Below are 21,526 nucleotides of genomic sequence, written 5' to 3' on the forward strand. Positions count from 1 at the left end.
GAAAGAGAAAAGTTCCTATTTTGTTCCTTTCTGAGTTGTAAGCCACAATGGAACACACTTGCGGAAAACCGGAGTTGAATCAGATAATTAGACCCTAGTCCCGATAAGGGATCACCCGCCTAACGCCGCCGACCATCTGTCCTGTGTCTCGATGATCTTCAGCTCATCGGACCCGGTGGCGGCGGTTTCGCCGACGATGTGGCTCATGCCGGCGACGGCCGCGTCGATGGCGGCTTTCAGGTTCTGGTCGCGCATGTAGCGGGCGGTGAAGAGGGCGGCGAAGGCGTCGCCGGTGCCTGAGGCGAAGAGCGGGTGGCGCGGTGTCGTGGCCATCGAGATGGTGCCGGGATCGCTCTTGCCAGTGCGGGCCAAGGCGAGGACGGCGAGTTCATCGGGATGATCGGGGTCGGGAATGCCGGTACCGATGATCGCGCGAGCCTGGCTGCGTTTGGCAAGGGCATGGAGCGCGTCCACTGCCTGGGCGCGCGAGTGCACAACATTGCCGGTGAGATGCCCCAACTCATAGACATTGGGGAGCAGCACATCGGCGATCGGCACCAGGATTTCGCCGAGGGCCGTGGCGAGCTCCGGCTTCACATACATGGCGCCCTGGTCGCCGATGACGGGATCGCAGACATAGATGGCGCGCGGATTGAGCGCCTTTACCTCGGCCACCACCTCGGCCACGAGGGCTGCCGTCTCCGGCGCGCCGAGGTAGCCGGTGAGGATCGCATTGGCGGTGCCCAGCACACCCAGCTTGCGCACCCCGTCGATGAGCTCGCGCACCTCGGCCGCCGGCAGCACGCGGCCTGTCACCGTCTTGTGGGCAAGGTGGTTGGAGAACAACACCGTGGGCGCCGCCCAGACCGGATGCCCCATGCGCTCCAGGATGAACCGCGAGGCCTGGTGGCCGACATGGCCGTAAACGACCTCGGATTGGATGGAGAGAATGGGCATGTGTTCTAACTCTGGGGCGTTGGTCCGGACCGATATGTCGACGAAAGATGCGAGGAGCCTAGGCAATCGCCGAAACCCGCGCAACGCCGATCATGTCTGGATACAGTTGGGGCTTTTCACCGCCCGCCGCTGACATCCAGGAGCGCCCCGGTGACATAGGACGAGCCTTCCCAGAGCAGCCAGAGGATGGCGTTGGCCACCTCATCCGCTGTGCCGGGACGGGCGAGGGGTACTTGTGCGGCGAGGCGGAAGGCGCGGTCGGGGGCGCCGCCGCTGGCATGGATTTCGGTGTCAATGAGGCCGGGGCGGATCGCATTGACGCGGATGCCGACGGGCGCCAGCTCTTTGGAGAGGCCGATGGTCATGGTGTCGATGGCGCCTTTGGAGCCGGCATAATCGACATATTCGTTGGGTGAGCCAAGGCGCGCTGCGGCGGATGAGAGATTGACGAGGCTGCCGCCTTTTCCCCCGCGATCCGTCCCCATGCGCCGCGCCGCTTCCCGCGCCACCAGATAGGCGCCGGTTACGTTGACGGCGAACATGCGATTGAGGCGCTCGGCCGTCATGTCGACGAGCTTCATCCCCGGCGCCACGATGCCGGCATTGTTGACGACACCAGTGATGGGGCCGAACGCCTTCTCGGTCGCGTCGAACATCGTGATGACATCGCGTTCAACGGAGACATCACCCTGGATGGCGATCGCCTTGCCGCCAGCTGCTTCGACGGCTGTCACGGTTGCCATGGCCGCCTGCTCATTGCCGGCATAATTGACCCCAACCGACCAGCCACGCTTGCCGCATTGAATGGCGGCCGCCCGGCCGATACCGCGCGATGCGCCGGTGATGAGGATGGTCCTGCTCATGATGTGGCCCTACGTTGATTTGCGTGCTGCAGCAGCCTATGCGATATGCTGTCAGCCTGACTAGAGACCCTCTGCCCATGGGGAACGCGCGTGACCACACCGAAAACCAATCCAGGTAATTTCTTCGAGGATTTCACCCTCGGGCAGGAGATCCTGCATGCCATTCCACGGACGGTGACGGAAGGGGATGTGGCGCTTTATATCGGCCTGACGGGGTCGCGCTTTGCGCTGCCTTGTTCGGACAGTTTTGCCCAGAGCATCGGCTTTCCGGGGGCGCCTGTCGACGACATGCTGGCTTTCCATCTCATCTTCGGGCGCACGGTTGCCGATATCTCGCTCAATGCCATTGCCAATCTGGGTTACGCCGTGTGCCGGTTCGGGGCGCCGCTTTATCCCGGCGACACGATCATCGCGCAGTCGAAGGTGATCGGGCTCAAGGAGAATTCCAACCACGAGACCGGCATCGTCTATGTGCATTCCATCGGCCGCAACCAGGCGGGCGACGTGGTGCTGGATTTCGTGCGCTGGGTGATGGTTCGTAAGCGCGACCGCGTCGCATCCGCACCACCGGCGTCGGTCCCCGATCTGCCGGCGACCCTCGACGTGGCCGACCTCGACGTGCCGTCGGAACTGGATCTCGCTGCCTATGATGACGAGCTCGCAGGCTCACCCCATCTCTGGGACGATTATGAGGTCGGTGAGAAGATCGACCATATCGATGGCATGACCCTGGAAGAGTCGGATCACATGATCGCGACACGGCTCTATCAGAACAATGCCAAGGTGCATTTCAACCAGCATGCCGAGCGGCAAGGGCGGTTCGGCCGGCGCCTTATCTATGGCGGCCATATCATCAGCCTGGCCCGGGCCCTTTCCTGCAACGGCCTTGCCAACGCATTCAAGATCGCTGCCATCAATGGCGGGCGGCATGTGAACCCCAGTTTTGCTGGCGACACGGTCTATGCCTGGTCGGAGGTGCTGGAGAAGATCACCCTGCCCGGCCGGCAGGATGTCGGTGCGCTCCGCCTGCGGACGATCGCCACCAAGGACCAGCCTTGCGATGGCTTCCCTGGTTCAGACGCGACAGGAAAATATCCTGATTGCGTCGTCCTCGACCTAGATTATACGGTGCTGATGAAGCGGCGCGGCTAGGCTCTTTAATGTCGCTATCAGCTTCAATTCGTTGACGGTGTGGTAACAATTAAGTATCAAGATCGCGCTCTCTGCTGCACCGCAGAAGTATTTGAGCCGTGTCAAAGGCTCAGGACCCAAGGGACCTCGTCGGGAATAGGGTCGAGGCCCTGAGGTAAACCAGCTTGCGTTGTCGCCCTCCCAAGGTGTCGCGCAAGGTACCGGACGGGAAACATCATGGCCGAAAGCCTGTCGAACGGGGCGAAGCCCCATCCAAGACCGCTCTCTCCCCATCTGCAGGTCTATAAGCCGCAACTGACCTCGCTGACGTCGATCCTGCACCGCTTTTCCGGCATCGCGCTCAGCGCCGGCATTCTCTATCTGCTGTGCTGGCTGCTGGCTGTTGCCAATGGCGCCGAAAGCTTCGACCGTTTGCAGGATTTCAACGGCAGTGTCATCGGGCGCTTGCTGCTGTTCGGCTGGTCGGTCGCCTTCTTCTATCATCTGCTCAACGGCATCCGGCACCTGGCTTGGGATGCGGGCTTCGGCTTCGAGCTGCCGACCGCCTACAAATCCGGCTATGCGGTGCTGATCGGCACGGCGATCTTGACCATCGCCGCCTGGGTCATCGGCTATTTCCAGATGGGGGCGTTCTGATGAGCAGCCCCGCAAAATCGCTTCGCTCAAATCTCGGCCGGGCGCGCGGCCTCGGCGCCGCTCATGAGGGTGTCCATCATTGGTGGGGCCAGCGCATGTCGGCGCTGGCACTTATTCCCTTGAGCCTGTGGCTGGTGGCGTCGCTGGTGTGCAATGCCGGCGCCGATTACGCGGTAGTGAGCCAGTGGCTCTCCAGCCCCTTCACCCTCGGTGCCCTCGGCCTCACCATCCTCATCACCGTCTATCACGCGGTGCTGGGCCTGCAGGTGGTGGTCGAAGATTACATCCATGCCCAGCCTGCCAAACTCATCCTGCTCATCCTGCTGCCGATGGGCGGTGTTGCCCTGGTCGTGGCGTCGATTGTCTCGCTGCTGGTGATTGCGTTCGCCGGTTGAGCCGTACACAAATAAAGTGAAACATCATGGCTGATACAGCAAACACCGCCGGAACCACGCAATCGGGCCCTCGGCCGCAGATCACCGGCAATGCCTATGCCTTCGTCGATCATGTCTATGACGTGGTGGTGGTGGGTGCGGGTGGCGCTGGCCTGCGTGCCGCCTTCGGCATGGCGGAAAAGGGCCTGAAGACGGCCTGCATTTCAAAGGTCTATCCGACCCGCAGCCACACCGTGGCGGCACAGGGCGGCATCTCGGCGTCGCTGGGCAATATGGGCCCGGACGATTGGCGCTGGCACATGTACGACACCATCAAGGGGTCGGACTGGCTGGGTGACCAGGACGCCATCGAATACATGGTGCGCGAAGCCGTACCGGCCATCGTCGAGCTCGAGCATTATGGCGTCCCCTTCAGCCGCACCGAGGAAGGCCAGATCTATCAGCGTCCCTTCGGTGGCATGACCACCGAATATGGCAAAGGCATCGCGCAGCGCACCTGCGCCGCCGCCGATCGCACGGGCCACGCCATCCTGCACACGCTCTATCAGCAGGCCTTGAAGCACCGCGCCGAATTCTTCGTCGAATATTTTGCCCTCGACCTCATCATGGACGATGAGGGCGCTTGCGTCGGTGTCGTTGCCTGGAATTTGGATGACGGCAAGATTCACCGCTTCCACGCCAAGCTCGTGGTGCTGGCGACCGGCGGTTATGGCCGCGTCTTCTTCTCGGCGACGTCGGCGCATACCTGCACCGGTGATGGCAACGCCATGGCGCTGCGCGCCGGCTTGCCGCTCCAGGACATGGAATTCATCCAGTTCCACCCGACCGGTATCTATGGTGCCGGCTGCCTCATCACCGAAGGTGTGCGCGGGGAAGGCGGGTACCTCACCAATTCCGAAGGCGAGCGTTTCATGGAACGCTATGCGCCGTCTGCGAAAGATCTCGCCTCGCGAGATGTCGTCTCCCGCGCCATGACCATGGAAATCCGCGACGGCCGCGGTGTCGGTCCCAACAAGGATCATATCCATCTTCACATCGAGCATCTCGACCCGAAGATCATCCATGAGCGGCTGCCCGGCATTTCGGAAACGGCACGCATCTTCGCCGGTGTCGACGTCACCCGCGAACCCATCCCGGTGCTGCCCACCTGCCATTACAATATGGGCGGTGTGCCGACCAACTTCCGCACCGAGGTAGTGACCAAGAAGGACGGCAATCCGGATAGCGTGGTGCCCGGCCTGATGGCGATCGGCGAGGCGGCCTGCGTCTCGGTCCATGGTGCCAATCGCTTAGGCTCCAACTCGCTCCTCGATCTTGTCGTCTTCGGCCGCTCGGCGGCCATCCGCGCTGCCGAGTTGGTGAAGCCGGGCGAGGCGCATCGCAATCTGCCGAAGAATGCCGGCGACTTTGCGGTCGCGCGCCTGGATAGGCTGCGCAACGCCAAAGGCGACATTCCAACCGCGAAACTGCGCCTCGACATGCAGAAGATCATGCAGAACGATTGCGCGGTCTACCGCACCGGCAAGACGCTCAGCGAAGGTGTGGCGAAGATCAACGATATCTGGAACCAGCGCGACCGGGTGAAGGTCGAAGACCGCTCGCTCATCTGGAACAGCGATCTTGCCGAGACGCTGGAGCTCGACAATCTCATGTACCAGGCGAAGGTCTCGATCGAATCCGCCGCCAACCGCGAAGAAAGCCGCGGCGCCCATGCGCGCGAGGATTTCCCCGACCGCAATGATGAAAAGTGGATGAAGCACAGCATTGCGTGGCTGGGCGAAGACGGCAAGACGAAGATCGATTATCGCCCGGTGCATATGACGACCTTGACCAACGACGTCCAGGTCTTCCCACCTAAAGCCCGCGTGTACTAAGGACCACATCATGGCCGAGTTGACACTGCCAGCAAATTCGAAACCCACCACCGGCAAGACCTGGAAGGCGCCGGCGGGGACAAAGAACATCAAGACATTCAAGGTCTATCGCTGGGACCCGGATACCGGTGCCAATCCGCGCATCGATTCATATGAAGTCGATATGGACAGCTGCGGGCCGATGATCCTGGATGCGATCATCAAGATCAAGAATGAGATCGATTCAACGCTGACCTTCCGCCGTTCCTGCCGTGAAGGTGTCTGCGGGTCCTGTGCCATGAACATCGATGGCACCAACACATTGGCCTGCACCAAATTCACGTCCGAGGTGAAAGGCGATGTGAAGATCTATCCATTGCCGCACATGCCGGTGGTGAAAGATCTGGTGCCCGATCTCACGCACATCTTCGCGCAGTATGAAACGATCGAGCCCTGGCTGAAGTCGGATACGCCGCCGGCCACCCGCGAACGGCTGCAATCGCCGGAAGAACGCGCGAAGCTCGATGGTCTCTGGGAATGCATCCTGTGTTTCTCCTGCTCGACCTCGTGCCCCAGCTATTGGTGGAACGGCGACCGCTATCTGGGTCCGGCCGTCCTGCTGCAGGCGTATCGCTGGATCGCCGACACGCGCGACGAAGCGACCGGCGAGCGGCTGGACAATCTGGAAGATCCGTTCCGCCTCTATCGCTGTCACACCATCATGAACTGCACCAAGACCTGCCCCAAGGGGTTGAACCCCGCGAAGGCGATCGGTGAGATCAAGAAGCTGATGGTGGAGCGGCGCTGAGAAGCCCCCTCTCCCTCACCCTCCCCCACGTTGGGGGGAGGGAATGCTAGCCAGTTTGAACGCGATACCTGATCCAAGCTCGATAGAGTCCCCTCCCCCACCCTGTCGGCGAATGCCGACATTCGTCGGCGGTGAGGGAGGGTTAGGGAGAGGGAGATAGGCCGAACACGGCTATCTGATCGTCCATGCCGCGCAATGTTTGCGGCCCGAGCGGCTTCAGCCGCGCATCGCTCTTCGCCGCCAATGCCGCCAACTCCCCTGACACCAAAATAGACTCGCCCAAACTGCCGCACAGCGATTCCATGCGCGCCACTTCATTGACGGCCTGACCGATCACTGTGAAGTCCAACCGCCGGCTGGTGCCGATATTGCCGTAATTGACCGTGCCGACATGGAGGGCGATGTCGAGCGACAAAGGCAGGCTGCTGTCGGCCAAGCGTTTCTGTGCGTCGAGGGCGGCCTCGATCGCCTGATCGGCAACGACACTGTCCGGCTGCCCTTGCTCCAGCATGAAGATGGCGAGCACGCCGTCGCCCATGAATTTCAGAATCTGGCCACCACGTCCTTCGATCGCATCGCCCACGCAATCGAAACTTTGGTTGAGTGTCGTCAATGTGACGTCGATCGGCTGCTCGGCCGAGAAGCGCGTGAAGCCGCGGAGGTCGGCGAACATCAGGACGGCGCGGACTTCCGTGGCGCTGCCGCGCGTGATCGAGCCGCGCAGGACGCGGTAGCCGGCATCCTTGCCGACATAGGCTGAGAGAAGATTGCAGGCGCTTTCCACCACGATGAGCGATTTAACGGCAGCGCCAAGGGCACGCACCAGCGGGCGCAATTGTTCAACCTGGCGATCGGAAAAGCCATCCGAATGGTCGGTTGCCCAGGAGCTGAGCACGCCCATCTCGCCACCTTCGATATGTTCGACGCTCCAATGGAACCTGTGAGCGAACGCAACCCAATCGGTCAGGCCCTGCTCCTTGAGTTCGGCAAACAGTTCGAACTCATCCGTCATGGCGGGATCGGTCAGTCGCTGCCGCATCATGTTCATATGGGTCCGGGCCATCACGGCCAACGGCCCGCGCCGCCAGGCAAGGCTCGATTCACCATGTGGGAAGGTGGCAAGATGCGTGCCGCCGTCCCTTTCCCAAGTCAGCGATTGCGCGCGAACGGAAGGATCAAGTGCGGCCGTCGCGATCAGGCCCCGCGCAAGATTGAAGCCGAGCCGATTGAGGTGCGCGCAGAAGCCGGCCATGAGTTCCTTCAGCGGCACACCTGTCAACGCGGCCTCGGCCAGCCAGGGATAGATGTCGACACTAATATTGGAATCTGACTCCGGGCCCGGCACTGGCGTCAGCCCCGCAGGCCGCGCGTCTTGACACCCAGGCCCGGAATCTCACCGGTCTTGGCTTCAGCCGAGTCCAATCCGCGCTGATGGGCCTCACGTAGATCGGCGCCGCGCAGATCGGCGCCGCGCACATCGGCCTCTGAAAGATTGGCGCCTTGCAGATCCGTGGCCAGCAGCCACGCCCGGCGCAGATTGGTGCGCGTGAGACGACAACCGATGAGGCGGGCTGCCGCAAGATTGGTGCGGGAGAGATCGAGTCCGGAAAGATCGAAGCCTTCCAATTCCAATCGCTGGCCTGCTTGGCCCAGCGTGTCGACCCAGCGCGCATGGAGGCCAAGCCGTTCCTTGACCTCGCCGGGCGAGAGACGGGGGGCGGAGCCGATCGGCAGTTGCGCGGTGCGCACCTGGTCGCGGGTCAACTGGTCGACCGAGGCATGGCTGAAATCCGCATCTTCCAACTCGGCATTGGTGAGGCGGATCGCCTGCATGTCGGCGCTGGCGAAATTGGCCTTGCGCATGTCGGCGCCGGTGAAGTCGGTTTCCAGCATGTAGGAGCCGGAAAAATCGACGCTCACCAGTTTGGCGTCCTTGAAGATCGTCTGGGCGAGCTTGGCACCGCGAAAGCGGCAGGCCGGCGCCTCGTCCCAGTTTTGTCCCCCGGCGCCTGAGCGCTGGCTGAAATCCTGCCGCAGATCAGCTTGTACCATGGCCGTTCGTGTCATGTCGGTGCCATGGAACACGGCCCCGCGCATGTCGGCGCGTTCGAAATTGGCGCCGGTCAAATCAGCCTCGTCGAAGACCGACCCGGTGAGGACAGCGCCACGGAAGACGGTACCGCGCAGATTGGTGCGCTCCAGGTTGCACCGCACCAAATACGCGTCAGTGAAATCCATCAGACTGAGGTCGAGCTTGGAGAGGTTGCATTCCGACAGCATCAGCCGCTGGCCATTGACCCGCCCCAGGCGCCAATTGCGGTGCACCTCGGCCAGCCGGCGCAGGGCGCCGGCATTGAGTGTCAATTTCTTCAGAACCTTGGGCGCCTGCGGATCCATCACCGGACCAGATTATGCTGTGTCGCGTCGCTCATGGTGCCGTTCCGGCCCGCGCCCCACAAGCCCCATGTTTGTGACCCCGGATTTACGGCTGATAGGCCACAGTCAATTGCCAGGAAGGGATGGCTGCGGTAGGCGGTTGGAAATGAGCAAGTGCCGTATTGCGCACATCGGTACCGATCGGCAGGCCCATCAGATGCTCGAGCGCCCAGATGAGACCGCCATGGGCGACCACCAGCACCGGGCCCTCAAGGTCGAGCGCCTGCCGCATGCCACCCAGGACGCGGGCAGCAAAGTCGGTAAAACTCTCGACACCGCCGACCGGCTGGCCGTGCCGCCAATCTTCATACCAGGCGCGGGACAGCGTCCCTTCGTAGGGACCGACATCGAACTCCTGCAGGGCGTCGAAGAAATGCATCGGTAGATTGAGATCGTGGTTGAGAATCTCTGCCGTGCGCCGCGCGCGCGACAGGGGCGAGGCGGCGATGCTGCGGAAGCCATGATTGCCAAGATGCGGCCGCAACTTTTCGGCCTGTGCCTCGCCGGTGGCGTTCAACGGGATGTCGCGCCGCCCCTGCATCTGGCCAGTTTTGTTCCAATCGGTCTCGCCATGGCGCACGAAATGGAATGGGATATGGGGGATCATGGGTCTATTGCTGCTTGTCGTGTGAAAACGCGCCAGCAACTTGACGTAATCCGCTTCTTTGTTAAAGTCCTCTCATGACCTTGCGCCGCCATAGCGCTTACATCGCGCGAATTATAGACCCGGCCTGATACGTTCAGGCCGGGCCCGGTCGCGCGCCCAAGGTTCTCCGTCGATCTCGCTCTTCCGATCCGATCGACCTTCCTGGCGCCTTTAAGAGACATGCTGGACAAGCGAGCGTTTGCGCCAAGATGCGCGGGCGGCTTTCCGCAAGCCAAGGTCAGATATCATGTATGCCGAACCGACGTCATTCCACCGCGTGGAAGCGCGCGCCTATCGTTCAACACCGGCCCGATTGCCCGACGTGAAGGGCGATCTCCAGCTTCTGTTCAAATCTTACGATGCCGCCTGCCTCGATTTCGATGCCGATGCGGTGGCAGCCTTCTACGACCTGCCCTGCCTGATCTCGACCGTGGACGGCAATGGCAGCTTCACCGCGCGGGGCGAGGTGCGTGCAGCCTTTGCCAGGCTCTTTTCGGGGTATCGCCAGCAGGGACTGGTCAGCGCCAGCCTTGCGTCGCTGCAGATCGAGGCTCTCTCCGACGGGTTTGCACAGGTGCAGGCGATCTGGTCGCTGGCCAACAATCGTGGTGCGGAGGTCGGCAACCTTACCTGCGCCTATACGTTGCGCCATGCCACGGGCAAGTGGCGCATCTGCCATGCGGTCTCGCTGGGCGACGCGCGACCTCTGCGCCGATCGACCCTCAGTTTGACATCGGTGCGCTAGCGAGGCCCAGCACGTCATCCAGCAGCAGGCGGCCGAACGGCCAGGCACCGAAGCCCGACGCTGTGTTGATATGGCCCGCGGCACCGATGTCGACGAAGCGGCTGCCCCAGGCCTTGGCGAAGGCGGCTGCCCGTGCGCGGGCGACATAGGGGTCGTCGCTGCTGGCGATGACGATGCTCTGGAAGGGCAGCGTCATCATCGGCATTGGCCGGAAGGCACGGGTCTCGGGCGGCGTGTGAGCGTCCGAATCGACATCGGCCGGCGCCACCAGCATGGCACCGGCGACGGCGTGGCTTTGATGAACCGCCCAATGCGCCACGAGGGCACAGGAGAGGCTATGCGCCACCAGCACTGGCGGTTCCGGGCAGGCGGCGATCACGGCATCGAGGCGCGCGAACCAATCGGCAAAGTCCGGCCGGTCCCAATCCGCCTGTTCGACCACGCGCGCCTGCGATCCCAGTTCTGCCTGCCACAGGCGCTGCCAATGCTGCGGTCCCGAATTGCCAAGGCCGGGAATGATGACGACATGCGGCATCAGGGCACCTGCCGGAACGGGGCTGGCACGCGCTGCACGAAATCGTGCCAGATATCAGCCACTGCGCGGCGTTGCCCGGCAAAGCTCATCAGGTCCTGGGCTTCGGCAAGATCGCACCAGCGATAATCATCGCTGCCATGATCCAGGGTGATCGGCGGCTGAGACGGCAGCAGCACGGCGAATATCGGCATCAGCTCGACGACATTGTCGGCGGCAAAATAAAAAGTCTCGGTGAGACCCGTCGTGAAAAGATCGCCGGCCACAAGGCCTGTCTCTTCGGTGATCTCGCGTCGGATGGCGCCGGCGGCAGGCTCGCCGGCCTCGATGCTGCCCGTCACCAATCCCCAGGCACCGCTGGCAACGGCGCCAGCACGGCGCAGCAACAGGATGCGCGCAGCAGGGCCGGATCCGGCGATGATCGCCGCCGCCACGGCGCGGCACCGCAAGGGTACATCGCCATAGCGGTGGCTCATGATCACTTCGCCTTCTTGGCGGCGGGCTTCGCCGGCTGGTCGGTGAGCGGGTGGGCGAGCTTGTCCAGCATCTCCTTCGGCGCCACCTGCCAGAAGCGCTTCTTTTCCTCGGCCCAATCATTGAGGATGCGGCCAGCGAATTTCGACTGCGTCTCGGTGGCATGCTCCTCGATGAGCGCTTTCAATTGGCTCTCCCAATAGGCGCTCTCCAGCCTCTGCGAGATCACCGTGTCGCCGTTGATGCGTAAGGGAAAGCGGCCGTCTTCATCATAGACGAAGGCCATGCCGCCCGACATGCCGGCACCGAAATTGTCGCCGACGGCGCCCAGGATCACGGCGGTCCCGCCCGTCATATATTCGCAGCCGTTGGAGCCGCAGCCTTCGATCACCACATCGGCACCGGAATTGCGGACAGCGAAGCGTTCGCCGGCCTGGCCGGCCGCGAACAGTTTGCCGGCCGTGGCACCATAGAGCACCGTGTTGCCGATGATGGTGTTGCGGTTGCTCTCCAAGGGCGAGGAGGGCAGGGTGCGCACCACGATGGTGCCGCCCGACAGGCCCTTGCCGACATAATCATTGGCATCGCCGAAGACTTCGAGCTTCAACCCTTGCACCGCGAAGGCACCCAGCGACTGGCCGGCGCTGCCGCGCAACCGCACGGTGAGATGATTGGGCTTCAGTCCCATCATGCCGAAGCGCTTGGTGATGTGTGAGGAGAGACGCGTGCCGATGGCGCGGAACGTGTTGCGGATATTGTATTGAAGCTGCATCTTCTCGCCGGCCTGGAACAAAGCCGCGGCATCATTCACCATGCGCGCATCCAGCGTGTCCGGCACCTCGTTGCGGCCTTCCAGCGTGCAGTAGCGCGCCTCGTTGCCGGGATCGGCCTGGGAGAGGATCGGATTCAAATCGAGATCGTCGAGATCGGCGGCACCACGGCTCACCTGTTCGATAAGTTCCGTGCGGCCGATCACCTCGTTCAACGTCTTGACACCGAGTTGTGCCAGCACTTCGCGCACTTCCTCGGCGATGAAGCTGAAGAGGTTGACGACTTTTTCCGGTGTGCCGGTGAACTTCTCACGGAGCGCCTTGTCCTGCGTGCAGACGCCGACCGGGCAGGTGTTGGAATGGCATTGCCGCACCATGATGCAGCCCATGGCGACCAGTGATGCCGTCCCGATGCCGAATTCCTCGGCACCGAGGATCGCGGCGATCACCACGTCGCGGCCGGTCTTGATGCCGCCATCGGTCCGGAGCTTCACCCGGTGCCGCAGGCGATTGAGTGTCAGGACCTGATGCACTTCGGCAAGGCCCATCTCCCAAGGGATGCCGGCATATTTGATGCTGGTATGGGGCGAGGCACCGGTTCCACCCACGTGACCGGAAATGAGGATCACATCGGCCTTGGCCTTGGCGACGCCGGCAGCAATCGTGCCGATGCCGGAACGCGCCACCAGCTTCACGCAGACCTTGGCCTCCGGGTTGATCTGCTTCAGATCATAGATGAGCTGCGCCAAATCCTCGATCGAATAGATGTCGTGATGGGGCGGCGGCGAAATCAGCGACACGCCGGGTGTGGCGTGGCGGAGCTTGGCGATTTCGACCGTGACCTTGAAGGCCGGCAGCTGGCCGCCTTCGCCGGGCTTTGCCCCTTGCGCCACCTTGATCTCGATCTCGCGGCAATTGACCAGATATTCCGCGGTGACGCCAAAGCGGCCCGAGGCGATCTGCTTGATCGCGGAATTGGCGTTGTCGCCATTGGGTTGCGGCTTGAAGCGGATCGGGTCCTCGCCACCCTCACCGGAATCGGATTTGGCGCCGATGCGGTTCATGGCGATGTTGAGCGTGCCATGGGCTTCGGGCCCCAGCGCACCCAAGCTCATGCCAGGTGTCACGAAGCGCTTGCGGATCTCGGTGATGCTCTCGACCTCATCGGTCGAAATCGGATTGGTGCCGGGCACGAAGTCCAGGAGATCGCGGATGGCGACTGGCGGCAGCTTTTGAACCGCTTCCGAATAGCGCTTGAAGCTTTGATAGGATTCGCTGGCCACCGCGGATTGCAGCGTGTGAATGAGCTCCGGACCCCAGGCATGGGTCTCGCCCGACTTCCTGAACTTGTAGAAACCACCGACTGGCAGCGCCACAACGCTCTCGTTCCAGGCACGCTGATGGAGTTCCACGACGCGGTGCTGGATGCCGGTCATGCCGATGCCGGAAATGCGGCTGGGCATGGAGGGGAAATATTCGGCAACGAGTGTGCGCGACAGGCCCAGCGCCTCGAAATTGGCGCCGCCGCGATAGGAGGAGACAACCGAAATGCCCATCTTGGACATGACCTTGAGGAGACCCTGGTCGACCGCCGAGCGGTAATTGTCGAGGCAATCTTCCAGCGGCAGCTCACCGAACAGGCCACGGCGGCGGCGGTCCTCGATCGCGGCTTCCGCCACATAGGCATTGACCGTGGTGGCACCGACGCCGATCAGCACCGCAAAATGATGCACGTCGAGACATTCGCCGGACCGCACATTGAGGCTGGTGAAGGTGCGCAATTGCTGGCGCAGCAGATGCACATGGACGGCACCGGTCGCCAGGATCGTCGGAATGGCAGCACGCGCCTCACTCACCTGCTCGTCGGAGAGGACCAGATGCGTCGCCCCACCGCGCACGGCGTCTTCGGCCTGGCGGCGGATGAGCTGGATCGCTTCACGCAGGGCATTGTCGCTGCCGTTCACATCGAAGGTGCAGTCGATCTCGGCAACAGAGGTGCCCATATAGGCGCGCATCGCCTGAAACTCGGCGGTGGTCAGCACGGGGCTCTCCAGCTGGAGGAGCCGGCACTGGCTCTCATCCTGGTCGAGCACGTTGCCGAGATTGCCCAAACGCGTTTTGAGGCTCATCACCCGCTTCTCGCGCAGACTGTCGATCGGCGGGTTGGTGACCTGGCTGAAATTCTGCCGGAAGAATTGATGGAGGCCCCGATAGCGGTCGGAGAGGACGGCCAAGGGCGTGTCGTCGCCCATCGAGACCACGGCTTCCTTGGCCTCCTCGACCATGGGCTGCAGGACCACTTCCATGTCTTCCATGGTGAGGCCGGCTGCCACCTGGCGGCGACGCAGATAGTCCTTCTCGAAGATCGCCGGTTCGCCCCGGGTCTTCTTGATGAGATCGTCGATGACGGTGATGTTCTTGACCCAGGCGGAAAAGTCGGCGGTCGCCGCCAATTTGTCGAGGATCGAATTGTTGTCGTAGAGCTTGCCTTCCGAGAGGTCGAGCGCCAGCATCTGGCCCGGCCCCAACCGGCCCTTGGTCTTGAGGCGCGTTTCATCAAGACGCACCATGCCGGTCTCGGAACCGGCGACCAGGATGCCATCCTCGGTGATGGCATAGCGCAGCGGCCGCAGACCGTTGCGGTCGAGGCCCGCCACCACCCAATGGCCGGCAAAGCCGCAAATGGCGGCCGGCCCGTCCCAGGGTTCCATCACCGAATTGCAGTAGGAGAACATGTCCTTGATGTTCTGCGGCATGGTCACGCGCCCGTCCCAGACATCGGGAATGAGCATGCTTTTCACCATCGGCAAAGGCCGTTCCGATGTGGTGAGAATCTCGAACACATTGTCGAGCTGCGCCGAATCCGAACCGCCCGATTGGATGACCGGCTTCAAATCGCCCATGCGGTCGCCATAGACGCTGGAATAAAGCCGCGTCTCATGGGCGCTCATCCAATTGACGTTGCCCTTGATCGTGTTGATCTCGCCATTGTGGGCGATGACGCGGAACGGCTGGGCAAGGCTCCAGGTCGGGAAGGTGTTGGTCGAATAGCGCTGGTGATAGATGGCGAAGTTCGAGACGAACCGCTCATCGAGGAGATCCGGATAGAAGGAGGTCAGCTGCTCGGCAAGGAACATGCCCTTATAGATGATCGAGCGGCAGGACATGGAGCAGATGTAAAGCTCGCTCACCTGCGCTGCGATGGCAGCGCGCTCGATGCGGCGGCGGATCACGTAAAGATCGGTCTCGAAATCCTCCTCCGAGACGCCGCGGGAATTCGCGATCATGATCTGCTCGATCTCGGGTCGCGTCGCATTGGCCTTCTCGCCGATGATGGTGATATCGATCGGCACCTGGCGCCAGCCATAGATGGTGTAGCCGGCGTTGAGGATCTCCTGCTCGACAATGACGCGGCAGCTCTCCTGCTTGCCCAGATCGTTGCGCGGCAGGAAAATCTGTCCGACCGCGAATTTCCCCGGCTGCAGCGCCTGGCCGGCGCGGCGGATGAAATCCTCGAAGAAGGCGTGCGGAATCTGCACATGAATGCCGGCGCCATCGCCGGTCTTGCCATCGGCATCGACGGCACCGCGGTGCCACACGGCCTTCAGGGCCTCGACACCCATCAGCACCACTTCACGCCGTGGCTTGCCGTCAAGCGTCGCAATCAGCCCCACGCCGCAGGCATCGCCCTCATCGCCCGGGTCATACATGCCGGTGGCAGCGAGGTGCGCAGCGTTGCGGAGATAGTCTTGGACGAAATCGGTCATAGCTGACTTCCTGGATCTAGAGCTTGTCGCAGCCGAGTCTGGGCGAGAGTTTAGGAGCTATGCTGTTCCAGCCATTGGTCTGCAAGTAGGGCTGGACTTGCGTATCCGCATGCTCTGTATGTTCGGGGTAAGCTCTAAGGTTACGCGCCTTGAGTTCCGCAGCCGTATTTCCGAAGAGGTAGTAATATTCGAGGAAGGTCAAAAATCCGTGATCGTCAAATTTCCCCAACTCCGACGTAGGGATAAAAGAAGCAGCGTACATCTCCGTCAAATAGCAAAGGTATTGCCTGCGATGAGACTTGACGAAAGGAATGAGTGTATCATTTAGATAGCTGAAGATGGCATCTTCATCCGAATTGAGGCCCCATAATTCATAAGCAATCATATCGATCAGAGAGTTCGGATGCATGTAGTTGTATTCGGTGGGGTCTTTCCACGTGGCTTTGTCAAAGTGTGTTGGCATGTTAGCGAAGAGTAGCCGCCACCGGACCTCAGCACGGCCATGGGCCAGTGCCATACGTTCAGATGTAAGGAGGTCTTCCGCAACCGCAACGGGGGCACAGGGTATCGCAGCAACTGACCAGCAAACTGCAATGCCAGCTCCAATCGCACGCACACAGAAACTTGTCGATCTCGTCATAGCCCAGTAATTCTCCTTACGTCGCGATGACGCAGGGTATCGTGCTAATCGATTGCGGCGCGAATGCGGCTGAAGAGCGGCACGCATCTGTCCTACTCCGCCGCGACTTTGCGTGTGTTTTCTTTGAGGTAGGCGTCGATACCGGCAGCGGCGTCCCTGCCGTCGCGGATCGCCCAGACCACCAGGGAGGCACCACGCACGATGTCGCCAGCCGCAAACACGCCGGGGATGGTGGTGGTGAGGTTGCGCCAGTTGACGCGCACCGTGTTCGCCTTGGTGATCGACAAGGCCGGCGCCTTCAGGCGCTGTGGCAGATCCTCGGGCTCAAAGCCCAGCGCCTTGATGACGATCTCGGCCGGCAGGTCGAAGGCCGAATCTTCGATGACACGCGGTGTCTGGCGGCCGGTCGCATCCGCCATGCCAAGATGGATGCGCTCGGCACGGACCGCACGCACTTGGCCGTTATCATCGTCGAGGAAAGCGGCGGGTGCCGATTGCCAGATGAACTCGACGCCCTCTTCCTCGGCATTCTGCACTTCGCGCTGCGAGCCCGGCATGTTGGCGCGGTCGCGGCGATAGAGGCACTTCACCGATTTCGCCCCCTGGCGGATGGCGGTGCGCACACAATCCATCGCGGTATCGCCACCGCCGATGACGACGATGTTCTTGCCCTTGGCGTTGAGCTCGCCATTGGCGATTTCCAGCACCTTGTCGCCGAGCCCGTCGCGGTTGGCGGCAGTGAGGTACTGGAGCGCCGGCACGATGCCCTTCGATCCGGAACCGGGGGCCGCCAGATCGCGCGCCTTATAGACGCCGGTTGCGATCAGCACCGCATCATGGCGCTGCCGGAGATCGTCGAGGCTGATGTCGCGGCCGATCTCGACACCCAGTTCGAACTTGATGCCGCTCTCGCGCAGCAGCTTTTCGCGCCGCGCCACCACCTGCTTGTCCAGCTTGAAATTGGGGATGCCATAGATGAGGAGGCCACCCACGCGGTCATAGCGGTCATAGATGGTGACCTGGTAGCCCTTGCGGCGCAAAGCCTCGCCAGCGGCCAGGCCCGCGGGCCCCGCGCCGACGATGCCGACACTCTGTGCCAGTTCCCGCGCCGGCTTTACCGGCTGCACCCAGCCCTTGGCAAAGGCGGTGTCCGTGACATGGCGTTCGATGGCACCGATGGTGACCGTGCCATGGCCGGACTGCTCGATCACGCAATTGCCTTCGCAGAGGCGATCTTGCGGGCAGATGCGGCCGCAGATTTCCGGGAAGGTGTTGGTGGCGGCCGAGATTTCATAAGCCTCTTCGAGGCGGCCTTCGGCGGTCAGTTTCAGCCAATCGGGAATATTGTTGTTGAGCGGGCAATGCACCTGGCAGAAGGGGACACCGCATTGCGAGCAGCGGCTGGCCTGGGTTTGGGCGAATTTGGCGGCGTAATCGGCATAGATCTCGCCGAAATCCTCGCGGCGTTCGGCGGCGGTGCGCTTGTCCGGCATGGCGCGGCCGACAGACACGAATTTCAGCAACTTCTCCGCCATGGCATTCCCTCGCTTTGGCTTAAAATCCGGACTCTCCAGCGTCGGCCGGGCAGCAACCATATCAGCCCGATTTGTCAGATCAATGGCGAAATGAGCATTAAGGACATTATTACTGACTTATTTTCTGTCCGGCAGGTCAAATTGGTCCAGCTGAGCCCCTCCGGCGTCACCGGAACGTCATAAATAGGACCGAAAAAGGACTAATTATCCAATCGGCAGGAATCCGGTCGCGTGCTATAGGTCAACGCACTGATTCTGCTGATTCTCTTGGAACCGAGACGGGTCTTCCGGCAATGCGCCGGGCAGAACCGTGTGGTGGGGATTGCTCGCGTGCCCAATATCGACATTCTGGTTCTGGCGGTGGTGCAGGGCATCACCGAATTCCTGCCCGTTTCCTCCTCCGGCCACCTCATTTTGGTGCCGCACTTCTTCTGCTGGCCGGACCAGGGCCTGACCCTGGACGTGGCGGCACATGTCGGCACGCTGCTGGCTGTCCTGGTCTATTTCTGGCGCGATGTCGCCAATATGGCCGGCGGCCTCATCAAGCTGGCCCAGGGCAAGCGCGACAACCGGGCGCGCCTGGTGTGGCTGCTGCTGGTGGCCTCGGTCCCGGCGCTGGCCATCGGCTTCGTGCTCGACCGCTGGGCGGGCGATGCCTTGCGCGATTATCGTATCATTGCAGGGACCCTGATCGGCTTTGGCATCCTGCTCTATCTGGCCGACCGCATGGGCCTCACGGTCCGGCGCCTCGAACATATGACCGCCAGTTCCGCCCTCGCCATCGGCTTTTTCCAGTGCCTGGCCTTCATTCCCGGCACCAGCAGGTCCGGCATCACCATGACCATGGCGCGCTTCATGGGGTATGAGCGGCAGGAAGCGGCACGCTTCTCCTTCCTGCTTTCCATTCCCACCATCGCCGCGGCCGGCCTCTATAAAGGCTATCAGCTGGTGGAGAGCGGCAATTTCGCCGACATGGAACGTGCGCTGATGATGGTGGCTTTCTCCGCCGTCACCGGATTCTTTGCCATCACCTTCATGATGTACTGGCTGCGCCGCGCAAGCTTCGCTCCCTTCGTGATCTACCGGATCATCCTCGGCTGCGTGCTGCTCTATTGGATCTATGTCGGCCAGATGCCGACCTGTTCGTAGGCGACGATAAAAGGCCCCTCACCCCAACCCCTCTCCCGCGAGGGGAGAGGGGCGGAGCACGCGCGCATATTTTTGTCCTGATCGGCTTGGCTGAATCCTGCCGGCAAATCTCATTCCCTCTCCCCTCGCGGGAGAGGGTCAGGGTGAGGGGGTGAGCGATGATTCTCGCCGATTATGACCCCCACGAAATTTCTTCGAACCTAATCCGCCCTTATCACGACAGATATCTCGGCAGCCGAGTCCGGCCGGCCGTCCCCTGTGCCAGGGCGGCTGCCTCGGGCGTCGCAACCGGTTCCCCAAGAGCCGGCGGCGGCGCCCGGTCAAATTATTTGGTCAATCTATCCAGATCGTCTCTACTGCGCGGCCTTGGCGGCGGCACCACTCAGGGACATCCAATTGTCGTAGAGTTGCTTTGCTGTGCGGTTGAAGCCCGGCATCCGTTTGGCAGCGTCGTCGCGCAGGCGCGGCAGAGCGCCATCTCCCAATGTTGCATCGAGCGCGCAGGCATAGGCCGGCACTTCGCCCCATTCCGGCACCGTGCGGCTGGTCAGCTCGACATGATATTGGAGGCCATAGGCGTGGGCGCCGATTCGCATCGCCTGCACGGCGCAGAGCGGTGATGAGGCCAGCACGACAGCACCTTGCGGCAAGCGCTTCACTTCGGCACCGTGCCATTGCAACGCGGTCTGGTGTGCCGGCAATCCCGCCATCAGCGGATCGTTGCGGCCGGCCTCGGTAAGGTCCACGCCGAGCAGGCCAACTTCCGATGTTGTCATCTTGCCAACCTCGCCACCCAAGGCGGCTGCCAGCAATTGATGACCCAGGCACAGGCCGAAATAGGGCAGGCGCCGATCGACGACAGCTTCGCGGATCGCGGCCTTCTCTTTTATCAGCCACGGATGCTGGTCTTCTTCCCACACATCCATCGGCCCGCCCATGACCCAGAGGGCGTCGTATCTGTCGAGCGATGGAATGGGTTCGCCAGCATCGAGCTCGACGGCATCATATGTGAAACCATCGGCCTTCAGGAAATCGCGGAAGATGCCGGGATGCTCGCAGGCGATGTGTTGGAACACCAGGATGCGCATGCGTAGCTCCCCCTTATCGATCTGGCTGGATCAGGCCCTGTTGTAATAGCCGAGCGGCCGGAATTTATCGAGATAGGTCGGCAGGACGGATTCAACCGTGGTGGGCGCGATCCCCAATTCCTTGAAGCCGAGCGCACCGGCGCCGACGACATTGTCCACCTTCAGCATGCGCACCTGATCGACGGTGAGTGGTGGTATAGGCAGCAATTGCAGGAATGCGGCCTTGAGGCTGGCCAGCGCAAAAGGCAACGGCACCAGCGCGCGGCAGCGGCCGATCTCTTTCAACAGCAGGCTCATCAGATCGCGGAAGGTATAGATGCGCGGGCCGCCCAGTTCATAGGTCTTGCCGGCCGTTGATGCGTCATCCAGCGCCTTCTCGACGGCGGCGGCGACATCAGCCACATAGACCGGCTGGAACTTGGTGTGCCCGCCACCGATCAGCGGCAGCACCGGCGACAGCATGGCAAGGCGTGCAAAGCGGTTGAAGAAATCATCTTCCGGCCCGAACACGATCGAGGGGCGCAGAATGGTGGCGCCATCGAAGGCTGCTTTCACCGCCTGCTCGCCGGCAGCCTTCGACTTCGCATAGGACGCAGTCGACCCGGCGCTGGCACCGATGGCCGAGATCTGAATGAGGCGCCGGGCTCCGGCGGCCTTGGCGGCAGCGGCCACGCGGCCTGCACCCTTGGCCTGCACGGCATCGAATTTCTGACGGCCGGATTCAAAGAGAATACCGACCAGATTGACCACCGCATCGGCGCCAGCGACGGCAGCCGCCACCGAGCGGTCGTCGCGGATATTGGCAACCACCGGTGTTACCTGACCGACATCGCCGGCGGTCTTCAGGAACAGGGCTTCGTCCGGGCGGCGCACGGCGACGCGCACCTGCCAGCCGGCGCGCGCCAGGCGCTGCACGACATAACGTCCAATGAAGCCCGAACCGCCGAACACGGTCACCAAGCCGCGTGCCATGATCTCATCCTTATTCATCGTCAACTGCCAGAAACTGCGCTTAAAATACGGATATCGAACCTGATTTGGCAATGAAATCGGTGCCCACATCGTCACCCCCGGGGTGCG

At 62.1% G+C, this 21,526-nt stretch carries 19 protein-coding genes; 7 read left to right on the plus strand and 12 right to left on the minus strand.

Going from position 1 to position 21,526, the window contains the following annotated elements; genetic code table 11:
- Positions 1–111 precede the first annotated feature (111 nt).
- Positions 112–957: a pyridoxal kinase gene (pdxY, locus tag AC1DWZ_RS06810; RefSeq protein WP_477168119.1), complete on the minus strand. Its 846-nt coding sequence runs from the start codon at positions 955–957 to the stop codon at positions 112–114.
- Positions 958–1,073: 116 nt separating this feature from the next.
- On the minus strand, positions 1,074–1,820 hold the full coding sequence (locus AC1DWZ_RS06815; RefSeq protein WP_477168120.1) for an SDR family oxidoreductase: 747 nt from the start codon (positions 1,818–1,820) through the stop codon (positions 1,074–1,076).
- 90 nt (positions 1,821–1,910) lie between these two features.
- Between AC1DWZ_RS06815 and AC1DWZ_RS06820 the strand changes: the two genes are divergently transcribed.
- The 5 genes from AC1DWZ_RS06820 to AC1DWZ_RS06840 all read left to right on the plus strand — a co-directional run bounded on the left by AC1DWZ_RS06820 (position 1,911) and on the right by AC1DWZ_RS06840 (position 6,664).
- Entirely contained in the window at positions 1,911–2,972 is a 1,062-nt protein-coding gene (locus AC1DWZ_RS06820) for a MaoC family dehydratase (protein ID WP_477168121.1), read from the plus strand.
- A gap of 216 nt (positions 2,973–3,188) precedes the next feature.
- Complete coding sequence (gene sdhC, locus AC1DWZ_RS06825; RefSeq protein ID WP_477168122.1) at positions 3,189–3,608, plus strand: succinate dehydrogenase, cytochrome b556 subunit; 420 nt, start codon at positions 3,189–3,191, stop codon at positions 3,606–3,608.
- On the plus strand, positions 3,608–4,003 hold the full coding sequence (gene sdhD, locus AC1DWZ_RS06830) for a succinate dehydrogenase, hydrophobic membrane anchor protein (RefSeq protein WP_477168123.1): 396 nt from the start codon (positions 3,608–3,610) through the stop codon (positions 4,001–4,003). Before sdhC ends, sdhD begins: the two co-directional genes overlap by 1 nt.
- A 26-nt stretch (positions 4,004–4,029) precedes the next feature.
- On the plus strand, positions 4,030–5,877 hold the full coding sequence (sdhA, locus tag AC1DWZ_RS06835) for a succinate dehydrogenase flavoprotein subunit (protein WP_477168124.1): 1,848 nt from the start codon (positions 4,030–4,032) through the stop codon (positions 5,875–5,877).
- A gap of 10 nt (positions 5,878–5,887) precedes the next feature.
- The gene (locus AC1DWZ_RS06840; RefSeq protein ID WP_477168125.1) at positions 5,888–6,664 is read left to right on the plus strand and encodes a succinate dehydrogenase iron-sulfur subunit; all 777 of its coding nucleotides are present in this window, start codon (positions 5,888–5,890) and stop codon (positions 6,662–6,664) included.
- 142 nt (positions 6,665–6,806) lie between these two features.
- Here the strand turns inward: AC1DWZ_RS06840 and AC1DWZ_RS06845 are convergent, their stop codons facing one another.
- The 3 genes from AC1DWZ_RS06845 to AC1DWZ_RS06855 form a co-directional block, all read right to left on the minus strand.
- Positions 6,807–8,009, minus strand: a complete 1,203-nt coding sequence (locus tag AC1DWZ_RS06845) for an adenylate/guanylate cyclase domain-containing protein (protein WP_477168126.1) — start codon at positions 8,007–8,009, stop codon at positions 6,807–6,809.
- Positions 8,010–8,014: 5 nt separating this feature from the next.
- Positions 8,015–9,061, minus strand: coding sequence for a pentapeptide repeat-containing protein (locus tag AC1DWZ_RS06850; RefSeq protein WP_477168279.1), 1,047 nt, complete (start codon positions 9,059–9,061; stop codon positions 8,015–8,017).
- An 85-nt stretch (positions 9,062–9,146) separates the two neighbouring features.
- Positions 9,147–9,707 (minus strand): histidine phosphatase family protein, encoded by a 561-nt coding sequence (locus AC1DWZ_RS06855; protein WP_477168127.1) that lies wholly within the window; start codon positions 9,705–9,707, stop codon positions 9,147–9,149.
- A 286-nt stretch (positions 9,708–9,993) separates the two neighbouring features.
- Between AC1DWZ_RS06855 and AC1DWZ_RS06860 the strand changes: the two genes are divergently transcribed.
- A complete protein-coding gene (locus AC1DWZ_RS06860) occupies positions 9,994–10,491 on the plus strand; it encodes a DUF6841 family protein (RefSeq protein WP_477168128.1) in 498 nt (165 codons plus the stop codon).
- Here AC1DWZ_RS06860 and AC1DWZ_RS06865 read toward each other — a convergent pair.
- The 5 genes from AC1DWZ_RS06865 to AC1DWZ_RS06885 all read right to left on the minus strand — a co-directional run bounded on the left by AC1DWZ_RS06865 (position 10,469) and on the right by AC1DWZ_RS06885 (position 18,209).
- Positions 10,469–11,026 (minus strand): RBBP9/YdeN family alpha/beta hydrolase, encoded by a 558-nt coding sequence (locus AC1DWZ_RS06865; RefSeq protein ID WP_477168129.1) that lies wholly within the window; start codon positions 11,024–11,026, stop codon positions 10,469–10,471. The genes AC1DWZ_RS06860 and AC1DWZ_RS06865 overlap by 23 nt on opposite strands.
- Complete coding sequence (locus AC1DWZ_RS06870; protein ID WP_477168130.1) at positions 11,026–11,499, minus strand: NUDIX domain-containing protein; 474 nt, start codon at positions 11,497–11,499, stop codon at positions 11,026–11,028. The genes AC1DWZ_RS06865 and AC1DWZ_RS06870 overlap by 1 nt, the downstream gene beginning before the upstream one ends.
- Positions 11,500–11,501: 2 nt before the next feature.
- A complete protein-coding gene (gltB, locus tag AC1DWZ_RS06875; RefSeq protein ID WP_477168131.1) occupies positions 11,502–16,034 on the minus strand; it encodes a glutamate synthase large subunit in 4,533 nt (1,510 codons plus the stop codon).
- Positions 16,035–16,050: 16 nt separating this feature from the next.
- Complete coding sequence (locus AC1DWZ_RS06880) at positions 16,051–16,674, minus strand: sugar phosphate isomerase family (RefSeq protein WP_477168132.1); 624 nt, start codon at positions 16,672–16,674, stop codon at positions 16,051–16,053.
- A gap of 92 nt (positions 16,675–16,766) precedes the next feature.
- On the minus strand, positions 16,767–18,209 hold the full coding sequence (locus AC1DWZ_RS06885; protein WP_477168133.1) for an NAD(P)-dependent oxidoreductase: 1,443 nt from the start codon (positions 18,207–18,209) through the stop codon (positions 16,767–16,769).
- A 330-nt stretch (positions 18,210–18,539) separates the two neighbouring features.
- On the opposite strand from AC1DWZ_RS06885, the gene AC1DWZ_RS06890 reads away from it, so the two are divergent.
- Complete coding sequence (locus AC1DWZ_RS06890) at positions 18,540–19,358, plus strand: undecaprenyl-diphosphate phosphatase (RefSeq protein ID WP_477168134.1); 819 nt, start codon at positions 18,540–18,542, stop codon at positions 19,356–19,358.
- A gap of 353 nt (positions 19,359–19,711) precedes the next feature.
- Here the strand turns inward: AC1DWZ_RS06890 and AC1DWZ_RS06895 are convergent, their stop codons facing one another.
- Together AC1DWZ_RS06895 and AC1DWZ_RS06900 are read right to left on the minus strand one after the other, a co-directional pair.
- Positions 19,712–20,446 carry a type 1 glutamine amidotransferase gene (locus AC1DWZ_RS06895; protein WP_477168135.1) on the minus strand — a complete coding sequence of 245 codons (735 nt, stop codon included), beginning with the start codon at positions 20,444–20,446 and terminating at the stop codon, positions 19,712–19,714.
- 30 nt (positions 20,447–20,476) lie between these two features.
- Complete coding sequence (locus AC1DWZ_RS06900; protein WP_477168136.1) at positions 20,477–21,418, minus strand: complex I NDUFA9 subunit family protein; 942 nt, start codon at positions 21,416–21,418, stop codon at positions 20,477–20,479.
- Between the last annotated feature and the right edge of the window lie 108 nt (positions 21,419–21,526).

It is taken from the genome of Dongia sp. P2_B8, from assembly GCF_056404715.1.